This is a genomic window from Saccharothrix sp. NRRL B-16314 (genome assembly GCF_000716595.1).
Classification (GTDB): domain Bacteria; phylum Actinomycetota; class Actinomycetes; order Mycobacteriales; family Pseudonocardiaceae; genus Actinosynnema.
The window spans coordinates 1-24,672 of the sequence record NZ_JNXC01000047.1; the positions used below are offsets into that span (position 1 = coordinate 1).

General features: G+C 71.9%; 17 protein-coding genes and 1 pseudogene. 7 read left to right on the top strand and 11 right to left on the bottom strand.

Going from position 1 to position 24,672, the window contains the following annotated elements; all coding sequences use genetic code 11:
• Positions 1–976: 976 nt before the first annotated feature.
• Positions 977–1,999 carry a TerC/Alx family metal homeostasis membrane protein gene (locus tag OQ02_RS37085; RefSeq protein WP_051773272.1) on the top strand — a complete coding sequence of 341 codons (1,023 nt, stop codon included), beginning with the start codon at positions 977–979 and terminating at the stop codon, positions 1,997–1,999.
• Positions 2,000–2,144: 145 nt separating this feature from the next.
• Here the strand turns inward: OQ02_RS37085 and folE are convergent, their stop codons facing one another.
• Positions 2,145–2,756 (bottom strand): GTP cyclohydrolase I FolE, encoded by a 612-nt coding sequence (folE, locus tag OQ02_RS37090; protein ID WP_033443395.1) that lies wholly within the window; start codon positions 2,754–2,756, stop codon positions 2,145–2,147.
• A 23-nt stretch (positions 2,757–2,779) separates the two neighbouring features.
• Positions 2,780–3,214, bottom strand: coding sequence for a hypothetical protein (locus tag OQ02_RS37095; protein WP_033443367.1), 435 nt, complete (start codon positions 3,212–3,214; stop codon positions 2,780–2,782).
• A gap of 78 nt (positions 3,215–3,292) precedes the next feature.
• On the opposite strand from OQ02_RS37095, the gene OQ02_RS37100 reads away from it, so the two are divergent.
• Positions 3,293–4,003 carry a helix-turn-helix transcriptional regulator gene (locus tag OQ02_RS37100; RefSeq protein ID WP_033443368.1) on the top strand — a complete coding sequence of 237 codons (711 nt, stop codon included), beginning with the start codon at positions 3,293–3,295 and terminating at the stop codon, positions 4,001–4,003.
• A gap of 54 nt (positions 4,004–4,057) precedes the next feature.
• On the opposite strand, the pseudogene OQ02_RS47345 reads toward OQ02_RS37100, so the two are convergent.
• From OQ02_RS47345 to OQ02_RS37110, 3 genes and pseudogenes are all read right to left on the bottom strand, one after another.
• Positions 4,058–4,477 (bottom strand): annotated as a pseudogene (locus OQ02_RS47345) (substrate-binding domain-containing protein); the annotation flags it as partial.
• 146 nt (positions 4,478–4,623) lie between these two features.
• Positions 4,624–8,850: a S8 family serine peptidase gene (locus tag OQ02_RS37105; protein WP_033443369.1), complete on the bottom strand. Its 4,227-nt coding sequence runs from the start codon at positions 8,848–8,850 to the stop codon at positions 4,624–4,626.
• Between the two features lie 189 nt (positions 8,851–9,039).
• Complete coding sequence (locus OQ02_RS37110; RefSeq protein WP_033443370.1) at positions 9,040–9,435, bottom strand: hypothetical protein; 396 nt, start codon at positions 9,433–9,435, stop codon at positions 9,040–9,042.
• Positions 9,436–9,551: 116 nt separating this feature from the next.
• Between OQ02_RS37110 and OQ02_RS37115 the strand changes: the two genes are divergently transcribed.
• Complete coding sequence (locus tag OQ02_RS37115) at positions 9,552–13,658, top strand: WD40 repeat domain-containing serine/threonine protein kinase (RefSeq protein ID WP_033443371.1); 4,107 nt, start codon at positions 9,552–9,554, stop codon at positions 13,656–13,658.
• Between the two features lie 4 nt (positions 13,659–13,662).
• Complete coding sequence (locus OQ02_RS37120; RefSeq protein WP_231500395.1) at positions 13,663–14,451, top strand: hypothetical protein; 789 nt, start codon at positions 13,663–13,665, stop codon at positions 14,449–14,451.
• Between the two features lie 29 nt (positions 14,452–14,480).
• On the opposite strand, the gene OQ02_RS37125 is transcribed toward OQ02_RS37120, so the two are convergent.
• Positions 14,481–16,247 (bottom strand): ABC transporter ATP-binding protein, encoded by a 1,767-nt coding sequence (locus OQ02_RS37125; protein ID WP_051773273.1) that lies wholly within the window; start codon positions 16,245–16,247, stop codon positions 14,481–14,483.
• A 247-nt stretch (positions 16,248–16,494) separates the two neighbouring features.
• Between OQ02_RS37125 and OQ02_RS37130 the strand changes: the two genes are divergently transcribed.
• Together OQ02_RS37130 and OQ02_RS37135 are read left to right on the top strand one after the other, a co-directional pair.
• A complete protein-coding gene (locus OQ02_RS37130) occupies positions 16,495–17,892 on the top strand; it encodes a family 43 glycosylhydrolase (protein WP_156077545.1) in 1,398 nt (465 codons plus the stop codon).
• A 16-nt stretch (positions 17,893–17,908) separates the two neighbouring features.
• Positions 17,909–19,360 carry a glycoside hydrolase family 43 protein gene (locus OQ02_RS37135; protein ID WP_033443373.1) on the top strand — a complete coding sequence of 484 codons (1,452 nt, stop codon included), beginning with the start codon at positions 17,909–17,911 and terminating at the stop codon, positions 19,358–19,360.
• A 175-nt stretch (positions 19,361–19,535) separates the two neighbouring features.
• On the opposite strand, the gene OQ02_RS37140 is transcribed toward OQ02_RS37135, so the two are convergent.
• Positions 19,536–20,096, bottom strand: coding sequence for an EF-hand domain-containing protein (locus OQ02_RS37140; RefSeq protein WP_197043670.1), 561 nt, complete (start codon positions 20,094–20,096; stop codon positions 19,536–19,538).
• A gap of 172 nt (positions 20,097–20,268) precedes the next feature.
• Between OQ02_RS37140 and OQ02_RS37145 the strand changes: the two genes are divergently transcribed.
• The gene (locus tag OQ02_RS37145) at positions 20,269–21,135 is read left to right on the top strand and encodes a GNAT family N-acetyltransferase (protein WP_033443374.1); all 867 of its coding nucleotides are present in this window, start codon (positions 20,269–20,271) and stop codon (positions 21,133–21,135) included.
• Positions 21,136–21,188: 53 nt separating this feature from the next.
• Here the strand turns inward: OQ02_RS37145 and OQ02_RS37150 are convergent, their stop codons facing one another.
• The 4 genes from OQ02_RS37150 to OQ02_RS37165 all read right to left on the bottom strand — a co-directional run bounded on the left by OQ02_RS37150 (position 21,189) and on the right by OQ02_RS37165 (position 24,585).
• A complete protein-coding gene (locus OQ02_RS37150; protein WP_033443375.1) occupies positions 21,189–21,578 on the bottom strand; it encodes a hypothetical protein in 390 nt (129 codons plus the stop codon).
• The gene (locus OQ02_RS37155) at positions 21,578–22,702 is read right to left on the bottom strand and encodes a hypothetical protein (RefSeq protein ID WP_033443376.1); all 1,125 of its coding nucleotides are present in this window, start codon (positions 22,700–22,702) and stop codon (positions 21,578–21,580) included. The genes OQ02_RS37150 and OQ02_RS37155 overlap by 1 nt, the downstream gene beginning before the upstream one ends.
• Before the next feature lie 74 nt (positions 22,703–22,776).
• Positions 22,777–23,595 carry an SAM-dependent methyltransferase gene (locus OQ02_RS37160; RefSeq protein WP_033443377.1) on the bottom strand — a complete coding sequence of 273 codons (819 nt, stop codon included), beginning with the start codon at positions 23,593–23,595 and terminating at the stop codon, positions 22,777–22,779.
• Between the two features lie 120 nt (positions 23,596–23,715).
• Positions 23,716–24,585, bottom strand: coding sequence for an AraC family transcriptional regulator (locus OQ02_RS37165; RefSeq protein ID WP_033443378.1), 870 nt, complete (start codon positions 24,583–24,585; stop codon positions 23,716–23,718).
• Positions 24,586–24,672 lie beyond the last annotated feature (87 nt).

Here is a 24,672-nt window from a genome sequence, read left to right on the forward strand (position 1 = left end):
CCACCATGCACAGCAACTCCTCGGCCGACGCGCCACCCACATCACCGGCGTCACCGGCCCCGGCAACCGACACGGACCGGAGCTTGCGCTCACGCCCTGTCATCGCGTCCCTTCCGATCAACCCGAGCACGTGTCCGCCTTCTCCGACGCCTCGTGCCCGATGGCGGCGCCACCGATCAAGCGATTGTGCTGTCACTCGTGCTTCGGCGCCGATCGTGCGCCGGATTGGTCACCGCGCTGGTCGGCGACGCCGGCGGCGCACGAGCCGGACCTGGTGTGATGCCGGTCGCCCCGTGCTCGGGTGCACGAGGTAGGCCGGGCGCGGGGTTCTCCACGTACGCCACGCCCAGGCCTGACGGGTCCAGCACCCTGCCGGTCCACCGGGCGACGTTGCGATCGGCGGTGAGGGTGTGCGGTTTGCCTCTGGCGGCACGGTCGGAGCCCGATCGCCGGTGCGTGCGCCTGCCACTCGTCACGCAACGTGACGGCACGCCACCAACGCTCGGCGTCGACCGGGTGTGCCCGCTCACAGGCCGAAGGCGACGTGGCCCCTTCGAGTCGACCTGGCGGGAATGATCCGCACCGCACCGGCCGATCGCGCAAGCCCGACTTCCCGGCACTGTCCGCTGTAGCGGAACCACCGAATACCGGAGATCGGCGTCCCGCAGTCGAACCTGTCCGTCCTCAAAGGACGGAACAATCCCACGCCGGCGACCGGCCGCACGGCGGTGACCGCCCATCGCCGACCACGTGCCGAAGCCCGGCGGGCACGACCCGACGCCCCCACGATCGGAACCTGATCGGACGATGACCTTTACCAGGCCTTTACTGAACGGCGGCGGTGCCCGATACTGGGCGCGAGGGGAGTACTTCCCAAGCGTCTACCCGGTCAGTACGGACATCTCGATCGATGTCCCCGGGAGGCCACCCGCAAGGGTGAAGGAGACCTCGAACAGCGATTGTTCGAGGAGGTTTCGTGCCCCTGTCAGCGGCAGTAGCGGCGAGTCCGGTCGGGTCGCCGGGCTTGTGGCTGGTCAGCATCGCCGTCCTGGTGGCGTTGCTGATCGCCGACTTCGTCGTCACCCACCGCCCGCACGAGGTGTCGATGCGGGAGGCCGTCGGGTGGTCGGTCTTCTACCTCGCCCTGCCCGTGGTGTTCGGGCTCTGGCTGTACAACGCCTTCGGCAGCACCCCGGCGCTGGAGTTCATGACCGGGTTCGTGGTCGAGAAGTCCCTGTCGGTGGACAACCTGTTCGTGTTCATGCTGCTGCTCGCCGCGTTCGCGGTGCCGTCCGAGGTGCAGCAACGCGTCCTGCTCTACGGCATCGTCGGTGCCCTCGTGCTGCGTGGCGTGTTCATCGCGGCCGGCGCGGCGATGCTGGCGGCCGGCACCTGGGCGTTCGTCGTCTTCGGCCTGGTCCTGTTCGCCTCGGCGGTGAAGATCCTCCACGAGGCGATGACCGGCGTCGCTGCCGAGCGCGACATCTCCCGGATGCGGTCGGTCCGGCTGCTGCGCCGGCTGATGCCGGTCGCCGACGAGTACCACGGCGCCCACCTGACCGTCCGCGAGCACGGCCGACGCGCGCTCACGCCGTTGGCGGTCGTGGTGGTGGCGGTCTTCGCGACCGACGTGGTGTTCGCCGTCGACTCGGTGCCGGCCGTCTACGGCATCACCGAGGACCCCTACCTGGTGTTCGCCACGAACGCCTTCGCCCTGCTCGGCCTGCGCGCCCTGTACTTCGTGCTGCACACCGCGCTCGCGAAGCTCGTCCACCTCAACCACGGACTGGCGATCATCCTCGCGTTCATCGGGGTGAAGCTGGTGCTGCACTGGGCGCACGGCATCTGGCCGGGCGTGCCCGAGATCCCCACACCGGTCTCCCTGGCCGTGATCATCGTCGTCCTCGCCGTCGTCACGCTGACCAGCTTGTCCAGCCTGCGACGGGCCGAGGCCCGCGCCCACCCGCCAGGCGACAGGGCCACCTCACCACTGGACTGACCATGCTCTTCGAATGGCTCGTCGACGTGCTGATCACCACCCTCATGACGGTGGCCGTCCTCGCCTCGCTGGTGATCACGTGCGCCGCCATGTACCCACCGCGCGGACCGCACGTCTGACGACCGCCGGCCGACCTCGCGGTCGGTCACCTGGGGACGCCCGCCATGGCGAAGAACTCCTGCCGGGTGCGGGCGTCCTCGCGGAGCACTCCCAGCATGGCGGAGGTGACGGTGCGGGAGCCGGTGGCCCGGACGCCGCGCAACGACATGCACAGGTGCTCGGCCTCGATGACGACGCCGACACCGCGGGGCGTCAGGTGCTCCAGCAGCCAGTCCCCCACCTGCTTGGTCAGCCGTTCCTGCACCTGGAGGTCACGGGCGAACAGCTCGACCACGCGGGCGAGCTTGGACAGGCCGAGGATGCGCTCCCCGGGCAGGTACCCCACGTGGGCGACACCGTGGAACGGGAGGAGGTGGTGTTCGCACAGCGATTGGACCGGGATGTCGCGGGCCAGCACGAGTTCGTCGTAGCCCTCGTCGTTGGGGAACGTGGTCAGGTCGAACTCGCGCGGGGTGAGCATCTCGGCGTAGGCGTGGGCGACCCGCTTGGGCGTGTCGGCCAGGTGCTCGGACGCAGGGTTCCGGCCGAGCGCGGTCAGCAGGTCGGCCACCGCCCGCTGCGCCGCTTCCAGGTCAACGCCGTCGTGCCCGTGGACCGACTGGAGCCGTCGGTGCGAACCCGCGGGTGGGGGGAGGATGGAGGACGTCCGCGCGAGCCCGTTCACGCCGCCCGCCCGCGAGCCGGTGCGTACTTCGCCGCCAGCCGGGCCAGTGCGACGGCGGCGACGAGCAGGCCGAAGTCGCGCAGCGCCACGTCGTAGAAGGCCGGGATGGTGAGCAGGTCGACGATGATCCCGGCCAGCCACGCCGCGACGAGCAGACCACCGAAGCGCGGTGCGACGGCGACCGCGACGCCCGCCACGATCTCCACCACCCCCACGCCGTACATGGCCTGCTGCGCGGTACCCGGCACGATCCCGTCGATCCACGGGGCCAGGTAGCGGGGCCAGTCCACGAGCAGGTTGGCGAACTTGTCGAGCCCGAACAGCACCGGCGCGACCGTGAACACGGTTCGCAGGAGCAGAAACGCCTGGTAAGCGGGGTCGGACCGGGACACCGGACCGGCCGACCGAACGCCGGACACCTCGGTAGCCATGACGCCTCCTTCTATCGACAACTTCGGCTAACCTTAGAACGCAGCGCGAGATTTCGTCAACAGAAGTGGGTTTTAGAAATGGGTGAGGCTGACCAGTCGCCGACGCACATCTCGGCCGTCGCGGCGCTCGACGAGCCGACCCGTCGCCGGCTGTACGACTTCGTGGTGCGCCATCCCGCGCCGGCGAGCCGTGACGAGGTGGCCGAGGCCATGGGAGTACCGCGCACCACGGTCGCGTTCCACCTCGACCGGCTGGTGGCGGAAGGACTGCTGGAGGTCGTGCACGAACGCCGCACCGGCCGCACCGGTCCCGGCGCGGGCAGGCCGGCGAAGCTGTACCGGCGGTCCGCCGAGCAGATCGCGGTCTCCCTGCCCGACCGGCGCTACGAGCTGGCCGGGCTCCTGCTGGCGGACGCCCTCGCCGAAGCCGAGACCTCCGGCGAACCGCCGAGCGTCGTCCTGCACCGACGCGCCCGCCATGTCGGCAAGGAGCTGGGTGAGGCGGCCCGAGCCGCCGCGCCGCCCGCCCGGGACGGCCGGTCCACCGTGATGGCGACGCTGGAGAGCCACGGGTTCGAGCCGCGCACCGACGAGCCCGACACCTCGATCGTCCTGGGCAACTGCCCGTTCCACAAACTGGCCCGACAGCACACTGAACTCGTGTGCGGCATGAACCTCTGCCTGCTCGACGGCCTGCTCGACGGTCTCGCCACCACCGGCCTGACCGCCCGCCTCGCCCCCGCCGCCGGCCACTGCTGCGTGCGCCTGGGCCCGGCCGAACCGGTGTGACACAAATCCTGGTAGTCGAACCCGACCACAGCAGGTCTGCGGGCGCACGGGCGGCGACTGGTCGCCCCCGATCCGGTCGAAGATCAGTTCCGCGGCCTTGCGGCCGAGCAGGGGCACGTCCTGGCGCACCACCGTGAGACCCGGTTCGGGCATGTCCGCCGAGGAGAAGTCGTCGAAGCTGATCAGCGCGACCCGGTGGTGCAGGGCCCGCGCCCGCAGCACGCGCATAGTGACGAGGTTCTGCGCGGCGAACAGGGCGGTCGGCGGTGCGGCCACGGCGAACAGGGCCTCGGTGTCGGCCTGCGCCGCGTCGGGGCCGCGCAGGTCCGTACGGATCAGTTCCTCGCGCAGCTTGAGCCCGGCGTGCGCGAGTCCCTCCAGGTAGCCGGTGTAGCGCTCCTGACTGGTCCACAACGTCCGCCGGTCGCCGAGGAAGGCGATCCGCCGGTGCCCGAGGTCGGCCAGGTGGAGCACGGCCTCGCGGGAACTGTCGAGGTTGGGTGGCGGCGTGGAGGTTCAAGCGTTCAACCACGTCTGACGGATCGACAAGAACGTCCGGTCCCGCGGCGAACAGTGCCGCGGGACCGGACGGTGTCGACTACCGGACGTCTACCGGACGTCTACCGGACGCCCACCGGTGCGGCCACGACCAGTTCGTCGGCGTTGGTGACGGAGATGCCGCCGCCGCTGAACGTGTCGGTGACGTGGTACGTCCCGGCGGTGCGCAGCAGCAACGACATCCGCCACGTCCGCTCCGCACCGGCGGCCACCGCCGCGTCGGCCACGACAGTGCCGACCAGCGCACCGCCGTCGTGGGTGAGCGCCACGCGCTGCCACTTGTCGGCCACCTTCAGCCGCAGGACCACGTCCTTCGGCGCCAGCGCGTGGTCGGCCGCGATCCGCACGGTCCACGCCATCGGCCCGGAGTCGGCGGTGCCGCTGTTGACCGCGCGCACGTCGTACTGGGTGTGCGTCTCCGGCACGAACGTCCCGCGCGTGTCCGTCACGGACACGTCGGCCACCGGCTCCGGGCCGACCCGCAGCCGCGCCTCGCCGGTGAGGTCACCGGAGTAGCCGCCGGTGTCCACGTCCAACGCCAACCGGTACGCCCCGTTCGGCGTGCCCGGTGCGACCGTGAACGTGTACGGCCGGGCGTTCCAGTTGATCGAACCGGCCCGCACCGGGCTGCCGTCCGGCGCGAACAGCCGCAGGACCGGCTTCAGCTCGTTCGGCGCCGCGGCCCGGACCAGACCCTCGACGTCCTCCAGCGCCGCCCGCTCCGGGAGGTTCAGGAACGGCCGCACGTCGGAGGCCATCACGGTCGCGAACGGCACGCCGTGCGCGTCGGTCACCGACCAGTCCACGGTGGCCTGGCCGTCCGCGCCGACCACCACGTCGCCGACCGAGACCTTGGCGGGACCGCCGAAGGCGAACGGGACGTCGTACGGGGTGGTCCAGTCGAGCCCGCCGACCTTCGTGCTCGGCAGGAACCAGTCCTGTTCGAGGTGCTGCACCGAGTGCACGGTGACCGCTTCGTACTTGTCCAGCGTCGCCACCAGCGTGCCCGGTTCGTAGCGGTACCCGTGTGGCGCGGTGCCCGCGGGCCGCAGGAACACCGAGCCGGTGTGCCGCTGGTCGGCGGCGTCAAGCGCGATGTTCGCCCGCACCGCGAAGTTCTCGCCGATGGACGCGGCCTGCGCGCCCGCCAGCACCCTCGGCGTGAACGAGATCGCGTCGTCGTCGATCACGGTGATCACCCGGTGCAGCAGGTAGGCGTCGCCGCCGCCTTCGGGCGTCGGCTTGCGCACCACGAGGGTGTACCGGCCGACCGTGTCCGGGATCTCGAACGACAGCTTGCCCGCGGCGTCGGTCTTGCCGAGCCCACGCGGCTGACCACCGCTGATCAGCTCGACGGTCGCACCGGCCAGCGGGCCGACCGCGGCGGCGCCCGGCGCGTCCACTGTGGACACGGCGAGGTCGACGCGTGGCGCGCGCACCCGGAACGAGCCGGTCAGGTGGCCGACCTCGACCGTGAAGGTGCCCAGCGCGTCGGGGTCGACCGTCCACGTGACGGTCTTCGACTGGCCGGCCGCCAGCTGCACCGGCGTGGTCGTGTGGACCGCGCCGCCGACCTTGAGCACCGCGTTGTAGGTGCCCGCCGACGAACCGACGTTCTTGACCTGGACCGTCACCGTGACGTTCTCGCTGGCCTTCACCAGACCCGGCGACACCTTCAGGTCGTGCAGGGCGTAGTAGGGCTGGTTCGGGTCCGGCGCGGGCGACGCCCAGTCGATCGCCTTCAGGAACAGGTCGGTCGCCTGCGCCGTCCAGTCGCCGGGGCCCCTGGTCGCCGACACACCGTGCAGCGACAGCAGCACGTGCCGGTTGGTGGCCCGCTGGTCGACGCCGATGCCGCCGCCCATCACGCCGTCGACCGTCCGGCCGAGGCCCGCGATGGTCTGCCTGCCGTCACCGGAGTAGCCGTCGAACCACGCCACCCACTTCGCCCGCGTGCTGTCGTCGAGCGGGATGCGGTCACCCACGGCGTACCCGTCGAAGATCGGGTGCGCGGTGGTCACCTCGTAGTACGACACGGCCGACGTGCTGCCGCCCGAGTTGTACCCGGTCGACACCGGCTGCCCGGTGTGCTTGGACAGCTGCCGGATGCCGTTGCCGGTCGTGTTGGCGTGGTCGGTGAAGATCACGCCGGAGCCGTTGGCGTCCGTCGCGTCCAGGAACGCCTGGAACCTGGCCGCGTTGTAGTTCGACGACAGGATGCCGTAGCCGAGCACGACGGTCGCGTGCTGCGCCGCCTTGTCCAGCTGGTCCCAGTTGTAGTACGTGGTGCCGATGCCGCGTGGCGCGAACACGACGTCGCGGTACTGGTTGGCCCGCGTCTCGGAGCTGTCCACGATCGCCACCGTGCGCGGCGGTGCGCCGAAGGCGAAGTCGGCCGTGGCCGCTTCACCCGCGACGACGGTCACCTCGACCTCGCCGGGCGCCCGGAACGCCGGGTACGACGCGCTGATCCGGTAGGTGCCCGCGGGCACGCCGTTGATCGTGTACGTGCCGTCGGCGCCGGTCACCGCGGACAGGTCGCTCGGCACGCCGAGCACCTTGACCGCGACACCGGGGATGCCGGCACCGGACACGTCGAGCTTCGCGACACCGGTCACCCGGCCGAAGGGCGCCGGTGTGAGCACGAAGTCGGCCGTGGCGAAGGAGTCGGGCGCGACCGTGACGTTCGTCGTGGCCTTCTCGAACCCGAACGCCTCGACCGCGACGGTGTAGTCACCCGGTTCGAGCCGGCTGGTGAACGTGCCGTCCGGGCCCGTGGTGACCGTGCGGCTGCCCGGCTCGATCCTGACGGTGCCGCCGGTCACCGGCGAGCCGGACGCGGCGTTGGTGACCTTGCCCTGCACGCCCGAGTTCAGCGCGACGAACCGCGTCGCCTCGTAGGCGTCGATCCGGCCCTTGCCGAACCGGGTGTCGGGCGGTGCGCCGGCGTACCGGTCGTCCCAGAAGGCGGTGTCCGCGAGCACGTCCAGCACGTCGGACACGGGCATGTCACCGGCGGCCGACAGCATCAGCGCGACGGCGCCGGCGGTGTGCGGGGTGGCCATCGAGGTGCCGGACAGGGTCCGGTAGCCGCCGCCGGGCGAGGCCGAGTACACGTCGACACCCGGTGCGGAGATGTCCGGCTTCACCCAGGTGGCGGGCCAGTCGGCAGGCGGGTCGGTCCACTGGTCCTTGCGCACGACGGCGCCGCAGGAGAAGGACGCGACGCTGTCGGAGGTGTCGGTGGCGCCGACGGCGACCGCTTCGTACACGTTGCCGGGGCTCGCCGTGCCGGCCGTGCCGCAGTTGTTGCCGATGGCGAAGGCGGGGAACGAGCCGAGCGCGCGGATGGCTCGCGTCGGCTGGATCATCGCGGTGTGGAAACCGTTGCCGCCCAACGACATGCTGACCACGTCGGCCGGTCGACCGGCGGGGTTGCCGGCCGCGTCGACCGGTGCGACGGCCCACTGCATGCCGGCGGCGACCTGGGCGAACGAGCCGCTGCCGCCGGGGATCACCAGGCCGTGCATCATCTCGGCGCCGGGCGCGACGCCGATCGCGGTGCCGGAGGTCGCGGCGCCGTGGATCGTGCCCGCCACGTGGGTGCCGTGGTAGGCGGAGTCGCGGGGTGCGGAGGCGACGAGGTTGCCCGTCGCGTCGAACTCCATCCAGCCACCGGGGTGCTTGGCGTCGCTCGGGTTGTCGGACACCATCTTGCCGGCCAGGTCCGGGTGCGTGATGTCCACGCCGGTGTCGAGGGTGGCGATGCGGACGCCACTGCCGTCGACGCCGAGTTCGTCCCAGACCCGCCCCGCGCCGATCTTCTGCAGGCCCCAGGTGAGCTCGGCGGCCGGGGTGACGGCGGCGGCGCTCGTGACCGGTTCCGGCGCGACCACCGCGAAGTTCGGGATCAGCTGCTCCACGCCCGGCACGGCGGCGAGCGAGTCGAGCGTGCCGGTGTCGGCGGGGAACTCGACCAGCAGCATGTTGGTGAGCCAGAAGCGGTTCACCACGGTCGCGGTCTCACCGATGGCCGCGGCGACGTCGGCCTGCGTTTCGGCCGCGTGGTCGTGGAGGGCGGCGAGGACTTCGTCGCGGTCGCCGGACAGCTCGGCGTTCGGGAGCATCAGCAGCGCCTGCACCGGCTCGCCCGCCGAGGTCGCCCGGACCTGGGCGACGAGCTCGGGCGCGATCGACGCGGGGGTGGGGTCGAGCGGCTGCTGGGTGGTGGGTGACAGCGCGGCGAACAGACCGAGGGCGGTGGCGATGGCGAGCGAAGGTCTCGCCATGCCTCTCAGGCGGTGTCGGTGCGTCGACAGGGGTGATCGGGGCATCCAACGTCTCCTAGGTTCGATGTTTTCGTACCTATGAGAATGGTTGAAATTAACTTACGGTCAAGGAGGCGACCAGCCGCACACCGGGGGCTGAATGCCGCACCTGACCACTCCTTTCGGCTGTGCACCGCGGAGCGGACCGGATCAGCGGGAAGCCGTGCTGTCGCCCCACGCCTTGCGGCCCATGGAGACGAGGACGCCCGCCAGGAGGAGAGGAACGATGTTCTGGATGCCGAACGCCTCCGGCGCGGTGATCAGCAGGATGAACAGCGCGAGCCCCTGGATCGCCAGGTAGGTCTGGGCGCCCCAGAGGCGCTTGAACCAGGCCGCGACCAGCGCACCGACCGCGGCGGCCTGTAAGACCGCGGCGAAGACCACGTAGTTCAGCTCCTTGTCACCCCAGTCCGCGCCGTGGTCGACCTCGTCCACCCAGGTGACCGCGAGGATCACCAGGACGAACGTGTTCACCAGGGTCAACAGCCCCAGCACGGTGATGATCTGCCAGGTGTGCCGGGGTCCCGCCTGCTTCGAATCGATCATGCGGCGACGGTATCGCCCGCCGGTCCCGGGATGAACCGGAAACTTCCGCCTTGTCCGGCGAACCCCGAACACGCGGTGGCCCGGCGCGGTTGACTTGGCGGGACAAGAGGAGGGGCATGGCGGAGCAGTTCGGGCCGTACCGGGTGGGCGAGCTGCTCGGCCGGGGCGGCATGGGTGTGGTGCACCGCGCCCATGACACCGCCAACGACCGGACGGTCGCGCTCAAGCGGCTGCTGACCGCCGACGCGGAGTACGAGGCGCGGTTCCGGCGGGAATCCCGGCTCGCCGCCGCGCTCACCCACCCGCACGTGGTGCCCGTGCACGCCTACGGCGAGATCGACGGCACGCTCTACCTGGACATGATGCTCGTCGACGGCGTCGACCTGCACCGCCTGCTGGCCGACGGCCTGACGCCGGACGACCTGCTCGTCCTGCTGGGCCAGGTCGCCGACGCGATCGACGCCGCGCACGCGGCCGGGCTCGTGCACCGGGACGTCAAGCCCTCCAACGTCATGGTCGACCGGGCGGGCCACGCCTACCTGGCCGACTTCGGCATCGCCCGCCCGGTGTCGGCGGCGGCCACCGCGATCACCCGGACCGGCCACTTCATCGGCTCGCTGGACTACATCGCCCCCGAGCGGCTCGGTGGCGAGGCGGACGGCCGCGCCGACGTCTACTCGCTGGCCTGCGTGCTGTACGAGGGTCTGACCGGTCGGCTGCCGTTCGGCGGCGCCGAACCCGCCGCGAAGCTGGCCGCGCACCTGCTGGAACCGCCGCCCGCGCCGTCGCGGCTGGACCCGCGGATCGGCCCCGCGCTGGACGCCGTGCTGGCCCGCGGCCTGGCCAAGGACCCCGGCCACCGCTACCCCACCGCGACCGCGCTGATCTCCGCCGCCGCCGACGCCATGCACGCGAACGGCAGCCCGACGATCGCCGCCGGCACCGCCGACCAGGAGCTGTTCGTCGAGGCGATCATCCGGTCGGCCACCGGCACGACCGCCATCGCGTCCGGGGAGGGTTGCCCGTACCCGGGGTTGCGCGGGTTCACCACCGACGAGGCGGGCTGGTTCCACGGACGCGCGCACGTGGTCACCGACCTGCTGGTGCGCCTGGCCGACCAACTCGTCCGCCCGGAGCCGACCGTCGTGGTGGGAGCGTCGGGATCGGGCAAGTCGTCGCTGCTGCGCGCGGGGCTGCTGCCCGCCGCGGGCGACTGGCCGTGGGTGACCGTGACCCCCGGCGGGGACCCGGTCGGCGCGCTGGCCGCGGCCGTCGCCAAGCGGACCGGTGACGACCCGGCCGTGCTCGCCCGGCGCATCCGCGCGGGCAGGCTCGACCTGACCGAGCGCTTGTTGATCGTGGTCGACCAGTTCGAGGAGCTGTTCACCCACGGCGCGGACGAGTCCGACCGCGCCGCCTACGCGGCGGCATTGGCCGACGCGGGCCTGGGCCTGGTGGTGTTGGCCGTGCGCGCGGACTTCGTCGAGCACTGCATCGGCCTGCCGCCGCTGCGCCGCGCGCTCGCCCGTTCGGTGATCCTGGGACCGCTCAGCGTCGACGAGCTCAGCCGGGCGATCACCGCCCCCGCCGCCGCGGTGGGCGCGGCCGTCGAACCGGGTCTACCCGCCCGGCTCATCGCCGACCTGGGCGGACCCGACTACGACCCCGGCGCGCTGCCCCGTCTCGCGCACGCGCTGCGCGAGACCTGGCACCACCGCCAGGGCGACACGCTCACCCTCGCGGCGTACCTCGCCACCGGCGGGATCGACGGCGCGGTCGCGCGGACCGCCGAGCAGGTCTACGCCAAGCTCTCCCCCGCGGACCAGGCGGTCCTGCGCACGACCGTGCTGAGCATGGTCTCCGTGCGCGAGAGCGGAACGGTCACCCGCCGCCGAGCGGTGGTGCCGCCGGGCCCGGTGCTCGACGAACTGGTCGCCGCCCGGCTCGTCACCGTCGACCACGACGGCGCCCAGCTCAGCCACGAGGCGCTGCTGACGGCGTGGCCCCGGCTGCGGGCCTGGGTGGACGAGGACCGCGACGCCCTGCTGGCCCGCCGCCGCCTCGCCGACGCCGCCCGGCGCTGGGCCGAGGCCGGCCGCGAGCCCGGCGACCTGCCGCGCGGACAGCGCCTGACCGCGACCTTGAGCCTGGCCGACGGGCGCACCGACCTGCCCCCGGTGGAACGTGACTACGTCGAAGCGGGCAGACGGGCGCGCAGGCGTTCGCTGGCCGGTCGTACGGCGACCGCGTTCGGGGCCGCGACGGTCGTGGTGGTCGTCGCCGTCGCGGCGACCGTGGCGGTGCTGGCCCGCGGCGAGTCGGCCCAGCGGCTGTCCCGGCAGCTGGCCACCGAATCGCTGACCACCGACGACCCGGTCCAGTCGGTGCGCGACGCGCTGCGCGCCTGGCACGCGGACACGACCCCGGAGGCGCGCTCGGCGCTGCTGTCCGCGGTGACCCGCGTGCCACCGGTGGTCTTCACCGAGCAGGACCACCCCGCCTTCGCCCACGCGCCCACGATCGACGTCGACCCGGCGGGCCGCCGCCTCGCCCTGGCCGGCCACGACGGCAAGCTGCTGGTCTGGGACATCGCCGAACGCCGTGCCGTGCTCACGGCCGAGCGCGATTCCGCCGAGCGCGCCAAGGCCGTCCGGTTCTCCCCCGACGGCCGCCGGATCGCCGTCTCCGGTGGCGGCACCGCCGTCTGGGACATCGAGTCGGCGTCGGTCGTGCAGACCGTCGCCGGCGGCAACACGGCCGCGTGGAGTCCTGACGGGACACTCGCGGTCGCGGTGTCGGGCCGGGTCGAGCTCTGGCGCGACGGCACCCTGGCACGGTCGTCCGCGCCCGGCGAGTGGATCACCGACCTGCGGTTCCGCCCCGATGGGCTGCGGCTCGCCGTCGGACGCCTGGACGGCGCCGTCGAACTGTGGGACCCGGCGGGCGAGCGCATCGCCCTGCGCACCGAGCACCGGGACGCGCTGCCCGCCTCGCAGAACCTCGTCCACCTCGGCTTCGCCGCGTCGTACCTGGTGTCCGCCCGAGAGGACGACGCGGTCCGGCTCTGGCACCCGGACACCGCCGAACCGCTGGGTGAACTCGCGCCCGCCCGTGGCCGGCTCGCCCTGCTCGGCGCGGGCGACCGCGTGCTGACCAACAACCTGGCCGGGCTGTCCGCCCGCTCCCCGGCCACCGGAGAGGTCACGGCCGAGTACGAGGGCAACCCGGACCCGGTCTGGTCGCTGGCGTCCGCCGGCGGCACCGTCGCGGCGAGCACGACCGGTGACACCGTGGTCGTGTGGCGGGCGAACCCGCACCGCTTCGACGGGGCGGTCGGCTCCACCGCAGGCATGGGCGTCGATCCCACCGACGGAACGGTCTGGGTCGCCGGCGACCTCGGTGTGGCGCGGGCGCCGGGCCACGAGCCCGTCGCCGGCGTCGACGTGCGGATCGGACCGCGCGGGCACCGCGCCGTGGTCCGCAAGCTGCCCAAGGGCGAGGAGATCACCGTCACCGCGCCCGACGGCACGCGGCGGCAGGTACCGCTGCCGGCCGGGAGCGACGTCCGCGTCTTCGCCGTGTCCGCGGACCTGATCGCCGTGTCCCTGCGGCCCGAGGGCAAGACCACCGGCAACGAGATGCGCGTGTGGGACCTGGGCACCTTCGCCGAGGTCAAGCAGTTCGAACTCCCCTACCAGCTGCGCGACCTGGTCTTCTCACCGGACGCCGAGTGGCTGGCCGGGGAGGTGCTCGGTGACGTGAGCGTGTGGTCGCGGGTCTGGGACACCACGTCGTTCACCCAGCAGGAAGGCCGGGTCGAGGACCGGTCGGACATCGCCATCGGCTTCCACGGCGACTCGCTGGTCGTCGCGGCGGCCGGGACCGCCCGGTTCACCGACCCGGCCACCGCGCGGGTGGAGCGGGAGATCACGGTGGGCGAGGTGACCGCGCTGGCGTTCGCACCGGACGGCGACACGCTGGCCACGATCTCCGCCGACCGACCCGACGTGCGCCTGTGGGACGTCGAGACCGGCGACTCGCTGGCCGCCGTCCAGGGCCACCGCTCGCCGCCGACCCACGTGGCCTTCACGCCCGGCGGGCTGGCCAGCGCCGGTGACGAGGTGCTGCGGCTGCCACTGGACCCGGCCGAGATCACGGCACGGCTGTGCGTGATCCTCGCCGAGCAACGCGGAACCGACATCACCGACACCGGATGCGGGTGAACTCATGCGCCACGTCGTCGTGCGCGGCCCGGACATGCCCACCACCGTGCTGCGCCCCGGCGAGCGGCTCGCTTTCGGCCGCGCGCCGCACCAGGTCGCCGGCGCGGGCGCCCCCGCGCTGTCGCTGCCGGGCTGCGCCCCACACGTGTCCCGCCTCGTCGGCGTCCTCGCGGTGACCGGCGAGACGGTGACGCTGCACTGGTCGGGCGCGAGCGAGGCCCAGCTGTCTAGCCTGTTCGACGCACCCGGTGGCGCGCGGCGGGTGGTCGTGTCCCAGGGCACGACCGTCACCCTCGACGCCGGGGAGAACCAGCTGCTCCTGTTGCGGGGGAAGCAGAGCGGGGCCGATCTGCGCATCGACGTCGAGATCGTGGTCGACCCGCTCGACCACACCACCCACACCGTCCACACAGGATGGTCAGGCGACCCGACCGCGGCGAGTCCCGCGCTCCCCCGGCACTCCCGCGAGTGGTACGTGGCACTGGCGCTGTGCGAGCCCTGGCTGACCGGCGCCGACGACTACCCCCGCCCGCCGTCCAACCGCGAGATCCACGACCGGGTGCTCGCCTGGCACGGCTACGCCTGGAACCTCGTCCGCCCCCAGCGGGTGGACGACGCGCTGCGCCTCATCGCCGCCGTCGCCTTCGGCCCCGACACCAACCCGTTCACCACCGAGGACGCCGCCCGCAAGCAGCACACGCGCTTCGCCGTCGCCCGCAGGGCCGCCGAGGTCCGCCTGGTCACCCCCGCCGACCTGGCGGAGGTCGAACGCGCCCGTCGATCACGGCGCTGAGCCGCCGACCCGGGACGGCGCGGCCGGGCTCAGACCGGGTGGCCCGCGTGCAGCCGGGCGTAGGGGCCGTCCCGACGCAGCAACTCGTCGTGCGGACCGATCTCCTGGATCGCGCCGTCCCGCATGACGACGATGCGGTCGGCGTTGTGGATGGTGGCCAGTCGGTGGGCGACCACGAACGTGGTCCGCCCGCGCACCAGCCTCGCCAACGCCTGTTGCACCAGCGCCTCGGACCGGGTGTCCAGGGCCGAGGTGGCCTCGTCGAGGATCAGCAGGCGGGGGTCCCGCAGCAGGGCGCGGGCGATGACCAGGCGCTGCCGCTGGCCTCCGGACAGGTGGGCGCCGCGGTCCGCCACCGGGGCTTCGAGCCCGCCCGGCAGGTGGTCGACGAAGTCCAGGGCGTTGGCGTCGCGCAGTGCCGCCCTGATCGCGGCGTCGTCGGCGTCAGGCATGCCGAAGGCGACGTTCTCCCGGACGGTGCCGTCGAACAGGATCGGCTCCTGCGGCACGACCGAGATGAAGCGCCGGTAGGTGCGCAGGTCGAGCCCGGCCATGTCCACGCCGTCCAGGAGGATTCGGCCCGACACGGGGCGGATGAAGCCGATGAGCAGGTTGAGCACCGTGGACTTGCCCGCCCCCGACGGTCCGACCAGGGCAATCGTCTCGCCCGGTGCGACGGAAAGGGTGAAGTCCCGCACCGCCAACCGGCGGGTCTCGTCGTAGGCGTGGCCGACGGCCTGGAACTCCACCGCGCCGCGGACCCCGGAAACCTCGGCCTTGCCCGTGTTGTCCTCCAAGGCGGGGGCGCGCAGCACCTCGCTCGCCGAGCGCACCGACTCCAGCCCTTTGGAGATCACCGGCGCCAGGCTCATCAGCATGGCCAGGGAGGTCGTGGAGGTCGTCAGGAAGGCGCTGAGCATGACGACGTCGCCCGCCGTGATGCCCCAGACGCCCCAGTACGCGATCAACGCGGACGCGGTCAGGAAGACCACGCCCAGGATGTTGAGGAACACCCACGACAGCGAGGCCACCCGGCCGTTCAGCAGGTCCAGCCGCAGCCCCGACGACAGCACCCTCCGCAGCGTGTCGTCCATCCGCCGCAGGGCGTGGCCCTCCAAGCCGTGCGCGCGCGTGACCGGGATGAGCTGCGTCATCTCGTTCACCCGGGCGGCCAGGTGCTCCACGTCCTGGCGGAACACCTCGTTGTGGTCGCGCAGGCTCGACCGCACGCGCAGCAACAACAGCGAGGCCAGCGGCACGATCACCGACAACAGCGGCAGGAACTGCGGTGCCCGGACACCCACGACCGCCAACCCGCCGACCAGGACGGTCACCGCGCCCAGCCCGCTGTCGGTCGTCTGCTGCACCATCTGCTCGACGGTCTCCACGTCGCGGACGACCTTCGCCTGGAGCACGCCCGCGCTGGTCCGGTTGTGGTAGCCGATCGACAGCTCCTGCAACCGGGTGCACAGCGCCGACCGCAGCTCGGTGCCCGCCCGCCGCACGCTCCCGTGCAGGAGGCGGACGTAGAACAGGTGCAGCGGGTAGTTGACGACCAGGATCAGCATGATCACACCGGTCGCGACCCACATCCCGGCGAGCGGCAGGCGCAGCACCACCGTGTCCACGATCGTGGCCGTGACCAGCGGCAGCAGCCAGACCGGGCTGTGCTTGACGACGAAGACGCCCACCGCACCGCACAGGCGCCACCGGTGCGGGCGGAACAGCCGGCCCAGCGCGCGCAACGCTCCTCCGCCCAGGTCGTGGTGTCCTCGCGGGGTGTCGGACGAGGCCACCGAGGGTGCTCCTCTCATCGCCGGGGAACGGGACACGGCGCACCGCACTACCTCGGAAAGCGCTTTCCATCATTCTCCGGAGAGGCGCGAACACTGTCAAGCCGTCCACCGACGAGGACCGGAGGGCGACCCGTGCCTTGTTAGCGATAACAGGGAAGGCGGATGCGCGAATAAACAATCCTTGAGACGTCGCGGCACATGCTGTTAGCGTTAACACCGCCCCGGCCAAAGAAGATCGGAGCTCTTCGTGCCTCGACGAACAGGCGCCCTCGCACTGTCGTTGCTCGTCCTAGCCTCCGCCCTCGGCTTACCGCCCTCTCCCGCGTCGGCCGCCACGATGCCGACCGGGGCGCGGTCGCTGGAGGCGGTGAACTACCCCGGCCGGTTCATCCGCCACTTCGACTACCTGGGCCGGCTCGATCCCGTGACGTCCGGCAGCACGGCGCAGACCAAGCAGGACGCGACGTTCACCGTGACCTCCGGGCTCGCGTCACCGTCGTGCTACTCGTTCCAGGCGGCCAACGGGATGTTCCTGCGGCACGAGGACTGGCGCGTGGGGGTGGAAGCGAACGCGGGCACGGCGCAGTTCCGCACGGACGCCACGTTCTGCGCCGTGGACGGGTCCGCGACCGGCACGGTGTCCCTGGCGCCGTTCAACTACCCCGACCGCCGGGTGCGGCACCGGGACTTCGGGTTGTGGATCGACACGTACCAGGACACCGCCGGGTTCCGGGCCGACAGCTCGTTCCGGCTCACCGCGCCGTGGACGCCGAAGTCCACCAAGGGCCCCGTGATCCCCGGTCTGTACGCCGATCCGCACATCACGAACTTCAACGGCCGCTACTACCTCTACCCCACCACCGACGGCTACGCGAGCTGGGCGTCGCCCTACTACAAGGCGTTCTCCTCCACCGACCTGGTCAACTGGACCGACCACGGCGTGATCCTCGACCACGGACCGGACGTGTCGTGGGCCGACAACTCGGCCTGGGCACCGGCCGTGGTGGCCAAGAACGGGCGCTACTACCTGTACTTCAGCGGCGGCGCGGCCTCCGGCGACACGGGCAAGCACCTGGGAGTCGCGGTGTCCGACTCCCCCACCGGGCCGTTCCGCGACGCCCTCGGCCGGCCGTTGGTCCGGGCCGGCGCCTACCCCGGGCAGGCCATCGACCCGATGGTGTTCACCGACGACGACGGCCAGTCCTACCTGTACTGGGGCAACGGAGCGGCGTACGTCGTCCCGCTCAACGCCGACATGACGTCGTTCGACCCGGCGAAGGTGCGCACCATCACGACCACCGGCTTCCGCGAGGCGGCGTTCGTGCTCAAGCGCAACGGCACCTACTACTTCATGTGGTCGGAGAACGACACCCGCGACGAGGACTACCAGGTCGCCTACGCGACCGGTCCGTCACCGCTCGGCCCGTGGACCAAGCGCGGCGTGGTCCTGCAGAAGCGGCTGGACGCGGGGATCAAGGGGCCCGGCCACCACTCCGTCGTCCGCGCGCCCGGCACGGACACCTGGTACGCGGCCTACCACCGCTTCGCCGTGCCCGGGGGCAACGGCACCAACCGGGAGGTCACCGTCGACCGCCTGACGTTCGGCTCCGACGGCACCATCAACCCGATCGTCCCCACCCCGTGATCAAGGGAGATCACCCATGCACCGAGCACTGACCAGGGCCGGCGCGCTGCTCGCCGCCGTCGCCCTGCTGTTCACGTCCTGGTCCGCGACGACCGAACGGCGGGCCGAGGCGCTGGAGCCGTTCACCGGCTACCTGATGGCGCACTTCACCGGCGAGCACTCGACCGGCGAGCAGATCTACCTCGCGCACAGCCGTGACGGCCTGCACTGGACCGATCTCAACAACGGCGCCCCGGTGCTGCTGTCGACCGTCGGCACGCGCGGCGTGCGCGACCCCGCGCTCGTCCGCTCCCCCGCCGGCGACCGGTACTGGATCATCGCCACCGACCTGCGCATCGCCAGCGGGACGTCGTGGTCCGACGCCGCCAACCGCGGCAGCACGTCGCTGGTCGTCTGGGAGTCGACCGACCTGGTGAACTGGTCGACGCCCAGGCTGGTGAACGTGGCGGGTGCGATCAGCGGCGCGGGCGACGCCTGGGCGCCGGAGGCGATCTACGACCCGTCCTCCGGCGACTACGTCGTCTACTGGGCGACGAACGCGACGCTCAACGGCGTGAAGAAGCACCGCATCTACTACGTGCGGACCAGCGACTTCCGGACCGTGACGGCGCCGCAGCTCTACATCGACCGCGGCGCGGGCCAGGGCATCATCGACACCCAGATCGTCGAGTCGCCGACCAGCGTCGGCGGCTACCGCTACTACCGCGCGTCCGCCGACGGCCAGATCACCGTCGAGGGCAGCAACTCCATCCGCGGGTCGTGGACCAGGATCGGCGACCTGTCGCACATGGGCATCTCCAACGGCGCCACCGGCGGCAACGTGGTCGAAGGCCCGATGTGGATGCAGTTCAACGGCCGCACCGAGTGGGCGCTGTGGCTGGACCAGTACGCCACCGGCCGCGGGTACATGCCGATCGCGTCCACCAACCTCGGCAGCACCCGCAACTTCCGCACCGTCACCGACTACGCGCTCGGCGGCACCCGCAAGCGGCACGGCTCGATCCTCAACCTCACCGCCGCCGAGGAGACCCGCGTCCTCGGCAAGTGGGGCACCAGCGCCCCGGTCAACCGGATCCAGTCCTACAACTTCCAGGACCGGTACGTGCGCCACGCCGACTACGACGTGCGCATCGACCCGAACGTGTCACCCGTGCAGGACTCCCAGTTCCGGGTCGTGCCCGGTCTCGCCGGCAGCGGGACCGTGTCCTTCCAGTCGGTCAACTACCCCGGCTACTACCTGCGGCACTACGGGTTCGACTTCCAGCTCGTGGCGGACGACGGCACCGCGACGTTCCGGGCCGACTCGAGCTTCCACCAGGTGGCGGGGTTGGCGTCGTCGTCGTGGTCGTCGTTCCGGTCCTACAACCACCCGGACCGGTACATCCGGCACTACGCCTACCAGTTGAGGCTCGACCCGATCACCGACTCGGCGGGTCGGGCGGACTCCACGTTCCGGCTGACGAGCTGACCGGCTGACGTGGAGCGGCGGACGTCGGATCAGGGCGTCGTGTCGGCGTTCCCGGACGGGGCCCGGTAGGGAGTTCACCTGACATCACAAGACCCGCGGTCCACCCAGCCTCATCGGCGACGGTGGCACCGCGGGTCTTGTGCCGACCGGCGGACGTCGAGCCGGCGCGGACCGATCAGGCGACGGGACGACCCATCCACCAGTTGCCCGGGGCGTCCGGGTCGGTGCTGGACCAGAACTCCACGCACGCACGCGTGAACTCCTCGCCGGTGAGGTAGCCGTCGCCGTCCGCGTCGAGGTGCTCGAACGCCTCGGCGGCCTCCACTTCGGTCAGGCCGGGGAAGTGCCCGCGCTGGAACGCCAGGTACTCGGTGGGGCTCACGTGACCGTCGGCGTCGGTGTCCGCGATGGCGAGGAACGCCTCGGCCAGCGCGCCGACGCTGGCCCGCGCGGCGTGCGGGTCGTCGGCGAGTGACCCCGTCGAGGCGACGAACTGCTCGCGCGAGATCACCGTGCCGCCACCGGGGATGTGCGGCAGGTGCAGCTCGTGCCAGATCCGCAGGTAGGCGTCGACGATGCGCTGCTCCTCCGGTGAACTCGGGGCGTGACCGAGGGAAGCGGCGGCCCTCCGGCCCATCAGGACGTGGTCCTGCTCGGTGAGCAACCCGTCCCCGTCGACGTCCAAGTGGGCGAAGCCGTGGTTGATCTTTGCCATCAGCAGGTCGTTGACCGGCACGAACCCTCCGTGTGCGTTCGGTTGACGCGGACGGCACAAAGAATGGAGCCCCGGGAACGGGCGGGACAACATCCGAACGGGTCTCCACCCGCCTCGATCGGGTGGTGTCACACCGTCATCCCGGCCGAAAACCGGGTGCGGGCGGCCCGCGCGGTGGTGTGTGATCAGGGGTATGGCGATCGTGCTGGACATGCCCGGGGTCGACGGGTTGGACGAGGCCGTCGCCGTGCTGCGGGACTGGCAGGACGACGGTGCTCCGCTGCAACTGCACCCCGGTGACCTGGGCTGGTTCTGGCGCTTCGGCGCGGAGGCGACGGCCGCCGCGGTCCGGACCTGGAGCCGGGACGGGCGGGTGCTCGCGGTCGGGCTGCTGGACGGTCCCGGTCTGGTGCGGCTGACGATCGCGTCCGACGCCCAGGGGGACGAAGAGCTGGCGGAGCAGCTGGCCGACGACGTTGCCGAACCGGAGCGCGGCGTTCTGCCGGAGGGCGGGGTGTCCGTCGAAGCACCGATGGGCGCGCTGGTCCAGGACCTCCTGTCCGAGAAGGGTTGGCGCACCGACGAGCCGTGGACACCACTGCGCCGCGACCTCGCGGAGCCGGTGGAAGATCCCGGCGTGCGGATCGAGGTCGTCGGACCGGACCAGGTGCCCGTGCGGACCGCCGTCCAGCGGGCGGCGTTCGAGGGGTCGACGTTCACGGACGAGGCGTGGCACGCGATGGCGGCCGGATCGCCGTACGCCGACGCCCGGTGCCTGGTCGCGTACGACGACCGGGGTGACGCGGTGGCGGCGGTGACGGTGTGGTCGGCCGGTCCGGGGAAACCCGGGTTGCTCGAACCGATGGGCGTGCACCGGGAACACCGCGGTCACGGTTACGGCAAGGCGATCACGGTCGCCGCGGCGGCGGCGCTCCGGGACCTGGGCTCGTCGAGCGCGATGGTCTGCACCCCCAGCTCGAACGTCGGCGCCGTCGCCACCTACAGGTCGGCCGGCTTCCGGGAACTCCCCGAGGTCCGGGACAAGAGCCGGGACGCCTGAGTCGCGTCCCGAAGCCGTCGACCGCGATCAGGACACCGAGCGCGAAGCGCGGGCTACCACGCGTCCCTGAGCAACGACGGCCCCTGCTCGTCGTCGTCATCGCCCCGCACCGGCCTGGACGGCGCAGGCGGAGGCCTCAGCTCGGCCTCGACGTCCACGCCGGCGAGCCCGGCGACGTACTCGTCGAGGAACGCGGGCCCCTCCGCGACCAGCATGGTGCGCTCGGTCTCCGGCAGCCGGTGGAACCTGTCGACCGCGGCAAGGGTCTCGTCCATCACCGACTCCACCGCCCAACCCCGGGCGAGCAGGTCGCGCGGCGAACGGCGGCCGGCGACGACCTCCTTCGCGAAGTCGGCCATCGCGCCGTCGTCCGCCGCGGCCAGCGCGCGGAACAGGTTCCGCTGCGCCTGCTCGCCCTCGGCGGTCGCGAACGGGTTCGTCATCACGCCCCCGGGTGGTCGAAGTGGGACCACGGCCAGATCGCGCGCACACCGTCGCCCTCCGCGCGTACCAGCTGCACGACGGCGGCGAAACCGTGGGCGATCGCCCAGAGCTGGTCGACCGCGGACTGGATCTGGTTGCCGATGCCGATGATCGAGCCGATGAACTTCGCGGCGCCACCGGTCGCGACGTCGGCGATGGTGCCGATGAACTTGAGCACCGGCTTGCCCTTCATCGCGGTGAGGAGCGCGACGATGGCGTCGATCAGCGTCTCCAGCAGGAAGCCGATCGTCTGGTACAGGTGGAACGCGGCCTCGGCGAGCAGCGACACCTTCTCGGCGACGTCGTGGCAGTACTTCGCGTGCTCCGCGCAACCGAGCGCGAACTGGTCGAGCCACCGCTCGGCCGCCGCCGCCGCGTTGCCGTCCCAGGCGTCCTGGATGGCGTAACGGCCGCGCTGGAGGTTCTGGGTGATGCCGTCGAACGCGGTGCCGGTGTCGGCGATGACGACGCTCTCCCGGTAGATGCCGTTCCAGTCGCCGCTGTACACCTCGGTGATGCGCCCCAGCGGGCTCCAGCCGAGGATCTTCTCCGCGATCTTGTCCGCCGTCGCGGCCACCGAGCCGAGGTCGCCGGGTTCGAGCCACTTGGCGAGCTTGTCCTCCAGCCCCATCGGCCACTTGTCCCGGATCACCTCGTTCTCGAGGCTCGTCTCACCGGGGCCGTTGTAGTACCTCGTCTCGACCACGTCGGTGAAGCTGCTCGACGCGACGCCCGCCGGCAGGGCGCCCGCCTCGACGTTCCTCGGGTACGTCGGGACCGTCGGGTACGCGTTGTCCAGCCGGTCGGCCTCACCGCGGTCCGTGGTGCGGTAGAACTCGGCCGCCCTGGTCAGCTCGACCGCCGACGACCCCGCGAGGCTGAGCGCACGCCGGGTGTTGTCCTGCGCGTAGGAGCGCAGGGTCGCCAGGTGGCCGGTGATCTCCTGGAACACACCCTGGCCGATGTCGTCGACCTGGTTGTGCTCCAGCGCCTTGAGGTGCGCGGCGATGCCGACGCCCTGGCGCTGCACGAGGCCGCCCAGCAGGGCCACGGCCTGCGGCTCGACCTTGAAGGAGTCCCCCACGGCCAGATCATGGCACAGCCGCGCCCTCCCGGCCCGGACCTGCGGCGGTCCTCCACGGCACGGGTTCCCGGGAGTCACCCGGGTCCGGCCGCACCCCCGCGAACGCGCGCGACGCCGGCGTAGACGCCCCGGACGAGGCCCGCACCGGTGATGCCGGGCTCGGGCCGCCAGCGCGGCGCGTCGACCAGGCCGGGTTCGACCAGGTCCATGCCGTCGAACAACTCGGCGACGCGGTCGAAGGTGCGGAAGTACATGGGGTCGGGGCCGTCGGCCATCGACCTGGTCACCGCGGCCATGCCGTCGGGGTCGTGGTCCGCGGTGAGGTGGGAGATCGCCACGTGGCTGCCCGGAGGAAGGGCGTCGCGGTAGCGGGCCACGAGAGCCGCCGGGTCCTTCTCGTCGGGCACGAAGTGGTGCACCGCGACCATTAACAACCCGATCGGCTCGCCGGTGTCGAACAGGTCGCGCACCGCGTCGGCGGACAGCACGCCGTCGGCGTCGGTGAGGTCGGCCCGCACGACCGCCGCGCGATCGTTGTCGCTCAGCAGCAGTTCGCTGTGGGCCACGGCAACGGGTTCGTAGTCGACGTACACCACGCGACTGTCGGGGTAGGCGCGTTGGGCGATCTCGTGCACGTTGCCGACGGTGGGGATGCCGGACCCTAGGTCGAGGTACCGGGTGATGCCCTGCTCCGCCATGAACAGCACCGCGCGGCGCAGGAACGCGCGGTTCGAACCGGCGATCTCCCGCGCCCACGGCAGCCTGGTGACGATGAAGTCGGCCACGTGCCGGTCGGCGGGGAAGTTGTGGCCGCCACCGAGCAAGCAGTCGTACACCCGCGCCGCGGACGGCTTCGTGATGTCGACTCCGGCGGGCACCCACGTTCCGGTCACTGCCGCTCCTCGCGCGTCGGCGGGTCAGGGCGACCAGCCTAGCGGCGCACCGGTCGGCCCCCGGTCCGGTGACCGGGAGCCGATCGGCCTCTCAGGTTGTCCGGGTCACCGCCAGGGCGGTCACGCCGGTTCGACGGGGAGCCACAGCTCGCAGGTCGCGGTGCTGAAGTCGTCCGCGCAGTCGAGGACCGCGACGATCGACGGTCCGGGGCGCAGTCGCCACGGGTTGGCGGGGAACCAGTCGGTGGCGGTGGCGGCCCAGGTCGTCTGCAAGGCCTCGGGGTGCGGTCCGGCGGTGTGGAAGACCGCCCACCGCCCGGCCGGAACCTCGATGGCGTCGAGGTCGTCCGGCGCCGGCGTGCCACCTCGCACGGCGACGCCGTGCAGGTAGGTCAACTCGCTGCCCTCGGTGCTGTCGGGGTCGAGGTCGTCGCAGACCTGCAGGAGACCTCCCGGTTCGGTGTCGCCGAGGGCCTTCAGCCGGACGTGCGCCTCCTGCGGTAGTGCGGTGATGTGCTGCTGGATGTGCGGGTTGACGCCCTGGTGGATGAGCGGGACCCGGGCCGCGTGTCCGACCAGCCGGAACGCGGGGCGGTCGACGATGCGGGTGTCCATGGGGATGTTCCCTTCGACGGTCAGGCGGAACCTGAGCTGTGGTTGTGTGCGAAGGGGACCTCCGTCTCGGCGGACCTCACCGGGGCCGGCGCCGTGGACGGCCCGGAACGCGCGTCCGAACGCCTCGGTCGAGCCGTAGCCGTGCCGGACGGCGATGCCGAGCAGGTCGTCCTCGCCCCGGACCACGTCGGCGGCGGCGACGGTCATGCGGCGCCGGCGCACGTACTCCGACAGCGGCATGCCCGCCAGCGACGAGAACATCCGGCGCAGGTGGTACTCGGTCGTGCCGAGTTCCCTGGCCAGGCCGCCGACGTCGAGTTCCTCGGTGAGGTGCTCGTCGACGAGGTCGACGAGCCGGTTGAGCGCCAGGATCACAGGTCCTCCTTCGACGTCGACTCTGGTCGACGGCACCCCCGTCCGGCCCGACCGTTCCGGTCCGATCCGGTCATTCGATCACGGCGG

Coding starts and splice junctions, on each gene's coding strand:
- OQ02_RS37145 (WP_033443374.1), top strand. CDS start 20,269: ATGGCGATCGTGCTGGACATGCCCGGGGTCGACGGGTTGGACGAGGCC.
- OQ02_RS37135 (WP_033443373.1), top strand. CDS start 17,909: ATGCACCGAGCACTGACCAGGGCCGGCGCGCTGCTCGCCGCCGTCGCC.
- OQ02_RS37115 (WP_033443371.1), top strand. CDS start 9,552: ATGGCGGAGCAGTTCGGGCCGTACCGGGTGGGCGAGCTGCTCGGCCGG.
- OQ02_RS37150 (WP_033443375.1), bottom strand. CDS start 21,578: ATGACGAACCCGTTCGCGACCGCCGAGGGCGAGCAGGCGCAGCGGAAC.
- OQ02_RS37120 (WP_231500395.1), top strand. CDS start 13,663: ATGCGCCACGTCGTCGTGCGCGGCCCGGACATGCCCACCACCGTGCTG.
- OQ02_RS37105 (WP_033443369.1), bottom strand. CDS start 8,850: ATGGCGAGACCTTCGCTCGCCATCGCCACCGCCCTCGGTCTGTTCGCC.
- OQ02_RS37095 (WP_033443367.1), bottom strand. CDS start 3,214: ATGGCTACCGAGGTGTCCGGCGTTCGGTCGGCCGGTCCGGTGTCCCGG.
- OQ02_RS37100 (WP_033443368.1), top strand. CDS start 3,293: ATGGGTGAGGCTGACCAGTCGCCGACGCACATCTCGGCCGTCGCGGCG.
- OQ02_RS37110 (WP_033443370.1), bottom strand. CDS start 9,435: ATGATCGATTCGAAGCAGGCGGGACCCCGGCACACCTGGCAGATCATC.